The sequence below is a fragment of the Aeromicrobium sp. PFPM2_SD2 genome, from assembly GCF_057364525.1.
In genome coordinates this window covers 1-3,823 of sequence record NZ_JBNFNZ010000239.1, presented here as the reverse complement: position 1 = coordinate 3,823, position 3,823 = coordinate 1, and the positions used below count along the sequence as shown (strand labels likewise).

The window sequence follows — 3,823 nt, the reverse complement described above, 5'->3', positions numbered from 1 at the left end:
GCGGGCGAGGTCGTCGTCGGTCAGGCCGTGGCGGGCTCGCAGCGCGGCGTCGGCGCGTCCGGCGGCCGTGGCGAGCAGGGTGACCGCCAGCGGCGCCCACGCGGCGTCCGGATGGGCGGACCGGAGCGCGTCGACCTCGCGCGCGCGGTGACGAGGTCCTGGGCGACGGTGACGGCGTTCGGGTGGCCCGGTGCCAGGGACAGCAGGTCGTCGACCAGCATGGACGCCCAGCGGACGGTGTTGCGCGCCCGGCGCTCGTCCACCTCGTCCATGACCGTCCTGCTTCCTCGTGGCCGCCGGCCGTCCCGACGTCGAACAGGGACCCTATCGTCCGGCGCCGACGACGACGTCCGGCCGGTGCTCGTGCTGCACCATCGGTCGCGCGGTCCGCGACCTGAGCGACGCCCTCGCGGCGCACCCGCGGTGTCACCGCGGCCTGGCAGGATGCGGGCTGACGACCGCGACCAGGAGACCGGCCATGTCCGACACGCAGACCGAGCGCCCCCCGTCCCACGCCGCCGACGCCCACGACCTCCTGCGGGTGCAGGGCGCGCGGGTCAACAACCTGCGCGACGTGAGCGTCGAGCTGCCCAAGCGGCGCCTGACGGTGTTCACCGGCGTCTCGGGCTCGGGCAAGAGCTCGCTCGTCTTCGGCACGATCGCCGCGGAGTCCCAGCGGCTCATCAACGAGACCTACAGCGCGTTCGTGCAGGGCTTCATGCCCACGCTCGCGCGACCCGACGTCGACGTCCTGGAGGGGCTGACGACGGCGATCATCGTCGACCAGGAGCGCATGGGGGCCAACCCCCGCTCCACCGTCGGCACCGCCACCGACGCCAACGCGATGCTGCGCATCCTGTTCAGCCGCCTCGGCGACCCGCACGTCGGCTCGCCCAACGCGTACTCGTTCAACGTCCCGTCGGTGCGCGCCAGCGGTGCCATCACCATCGAGCGCGGCGGGCGCACGAAGGCCGAGAAGGCGACGTTCGAGCGGCTCGGCGGCATGTGCCCGCGGTGCGAGGGCACCGGCCGGGTCCAGGACTTCGACGTCACGGCGCTCGTCGACGCGAGCAGGTCGCTGAACGAGGGCGCCATCACCGTCCCGGGCTACAGCATGGACGGCTGGTACGGACGCATCTTCCGCGGCTGTGGCTGGTTCGACCCCGACAAGCCGGTCGGCGAGTTCTCCGAGCAGGAGTGGCACGACCTGCTGCACCGCGAGGCGACCAAGATCAAGGTCGAGGGCATCAACGTCACGTACATGGGACTGGTGCCGCAGATCGAGAAGTCGTTCCTGTCCAAGGACGTCGAGGCGATGCAGCCGCACGTGCGCCGGTTCGTGGAGCGTGCCGTCACGTTCGCGACCTGCCCCGAGTGCGACGGCACGCGGCTGAGCCCCGAGGCACGCTCGTCGCGCATCCGCGGCATGAACATCGCCGACCTGTGCGCCATGCAGATCACCGACCTCGCGGCGTGGGTGCGCGACCTCGACGAGCCGTCCGTCGCTCCGCTGCTGGCCGGGCTGAGCCACCTGCTCGACTCGTTCGTGGCGATCGGCCTGGGCTACCTGTCCCTGGACCGGCCGTCCGGCACGCTGTCGGGCGGCGAGTCGCAGCGCACCAAGATGATCCGTCACCTCGGCTCGTCGCTGACCGACGTCACGTACGTCTTCGACGAGCCCACCGTGGGGCTCCACCCGCACGACATCGACCGCATGAACGCGCTGCTGCTCCAGCTGCGCGACAAGGGCAACACCGTCCTGGTCGTCGAGCACAAGCCGGAGACCATCGCGATCGCCGACCACGTCGTCGACCTCGGGCCCGGCGCGGGGTCGCGCGGCGGCGAGATCTGCTTCGAGGGCAGCGTCGAGGCGTTGCGGGCCAGCGACACGGTGACCGGGCGCCACCTCGACGACCGGGCCCGGCTCAAGGACGCGGTCCGCACGCCCACCGGCGTCCTGGAGGTGCGCGGGGCCGACGCCAACAACCTGCGCGACGTGGACGTCGACGTGCCGCTCGGCGTGCTGGTCGTCATCACGGGCGTCGCCGGGTCCGGCAAGAGCTCGCTCGTGCACGGCTCCATCGCCTCGCGCGACGACGTGGTCGCGGTCGACCAGAGCGGCATCAAGGGGTCGCGCCGCAGCAACCCGGCGACCTACTCGGGTCTGCTGGAGCCGGTCCGCAAGGCGTTCGCCAAGGCCAACGGGGTCAAGCCGGGTCTGTTCAGCGCCAACTCCGAGGGCGCCTGCCCGGTGTGCAACGGGGCCGGCGTGGTCTACACCGACCTGGCGATGATGGCCGGCGTCGCCGCTCCCTGCGAGGAGTGCGAGGGGCGCCGCTTCCAGGCGTCCGTGCTGGAGCTGACGTTCGGCGGGCGCAACATCGCCGAGGTCCTGGCGATGTCGGTCGACGAGGCGGGGGTCTTCTTCGCCGAGGAGGAGGCGCGGGTGCCGGCCGCCGCCAAGGTGCTCGACCGCCTCGCAGGGGTCGGTCTGGGCTACCTGACGCTCGGCCAGCCGCTGACGACGCTGTCGGGCGGCGAGCGGCAACGGCTCAAGCTGGCGGTCCAGATGGGCGAGGGGAGTGGTGTGCTCGTCCTGGACGAGCCCACGACCGGGCTGCACCTGGCCGACGTCGAGCAGCTGCTCGCGCTGCTCGACCGCCTGGTCGACGCCGGGACGTCGGTCATCGTCGTCGAGCACCACCAGGCCGTCATGGCCCACGCCGACTGGATCATCGACCTCGGACCGGGCGCCGGCCACGACGGCGGCCAGGTCGTCTTCGAGGGCACGCCCGCCGACCTTGTCGCCCAGCGCTCGACCGTCACCGGCGAGCACCTGGCGCGTTATGTCAGCTGAGTGAGCGGCTGCTCGGAGGGGCGTACCTATGCGCTGGACGAAGGAGATGCTGACATGAGGACTGCGAACGCGATGATCCTCGCCATCGGGATGTTCTGGCTCGGTCTGATCTTCGCCAGCGAGAGCCTCGGAGACGTCGTCGGGCTCGGACTGACGGGGACGGTCGGGCTCCTGGTGGCGTTCGCGCTCACCGAGCTCATCGGCCGGAAGGGCAGAGTGCGTCGGGTCGGCTAGGCGGCCGCCCGATCGCCAGCGTCGACAGTTGTCCGATAATGCACATTATGACATTTCGACCATCCCGCTGAACGACTCCCGCAGGGAACGGCGCTCCCCTGGGGCCTCACCACGGCGGCAGCGGCGACGGCAGGGCATCGGGCACCAGGACACTTCCGGTGGTCGTCCGACGCGGTGGCGGGGACACCGGCGGCTCGTCGTCCAGCGCGGCCAGCGCCAGCACGAGCGCTGCGAGCTCGTCGGGCGCGTAGACCGCCGCCGGGTGCGCCTCGTCACGGAGGTCGCCGGACGCCGCCGCGACGAGCCGGATGCGGGTGCCGTCGACGGTCAGCACCCGCACGACGAGCTCGCCATCCGGGACGCCCCGCGCGAGCCGGACGACGCGCTCGAGCGCGTCCACCGGACGAGGATGTCGCTCGGAGACGCCGTCGACGGTCAGCACGGAGCGGCCGGTGGCGAAGAACGTCACCGTCACGCGTGGTGAGCGGCGGGGCGGGTCGTCCGTCATGGCGCCTCCTGCTGTCGAGCCGGCCCAGTCCACCGTAGGTCCGCACCGGGGTGACATGGAACGCCCGCGACGGGGTACGTCCGGGCCATGGCAGGACGCACGAGCGCGGCGACGGCCGCCACCGACACGTGGACCGACCCGGACGGCTACCGCACGCCGGCGGGCGAGGTCCACGCCTGGCTCCCCCGCACGAACCAGACGCTGTGCGGCGTCCCGCTGGCCCG

Annotated in this window: 4 protein-coding genes; 2 read left to right on the top strand and 2 right to left on the bottom strand. The window is 72.2% G+C overall.

All coding sequences use genetic code 11. From position 1 onward, the window contains the following. Positions 1 to 20 precede the first annotated feature (20 nt). Complete coding sequence (locus AC2W7G_RS11185; RefSeq protein WP_485868495.1) at positions 21 to 272, bottom strand: hypothetical protein; 252 nt, start codon at positions 270 to 272, stop codon at positions 21 to 23. A gap of 206 nt (positions 273 to 478) precedes the next feature. On the opposite strand from AC2W7G_RS11185, the gene AC2W7G_RS11180 reads away from it, so the two are divergent. After that, positions 479 to 2,857: an ATP-binding cassette domain-containing protein gene (locus AC2W7G_RS11180; RefSeq protein ID WP_485868494.1), complete on the top strand. Its 2,379-nt coding sequence runs from the start codon at positions 479 to 481 to the stop codon at positions 2,855 to 2,857. Between the two features lie 54 nt (positions 2,858 to 2,911). Next, complete coding sequence (locus AC2W7G_RS11175) at positions 2,912 to 3,091, top strand: hypothetical protein (protein WP_485868493.1); 180 nt, start codon at positions 2,912 to 2,914, stop codon at positions 3,089 to 3,091. Between the two features lie 106 nt (positions 3,092 to 3,197). Here AC2W7G_RS11175 and AC2W7G_RS11170 read toward each other — a convergent pair whose 3' ends face one another. Then, positions 3,198 to 3,599, bottom strand: coding sequence for a hypothetical protein (locus AC2W7G_RS11170; protein WP_485868492.1), 402 nt, complete (start codon positions 3,597 to 3,599; stop codon positions 3,198 to 3,200). Positions 3,600 to 3,823: the final 224 nt, after the last annotated feature.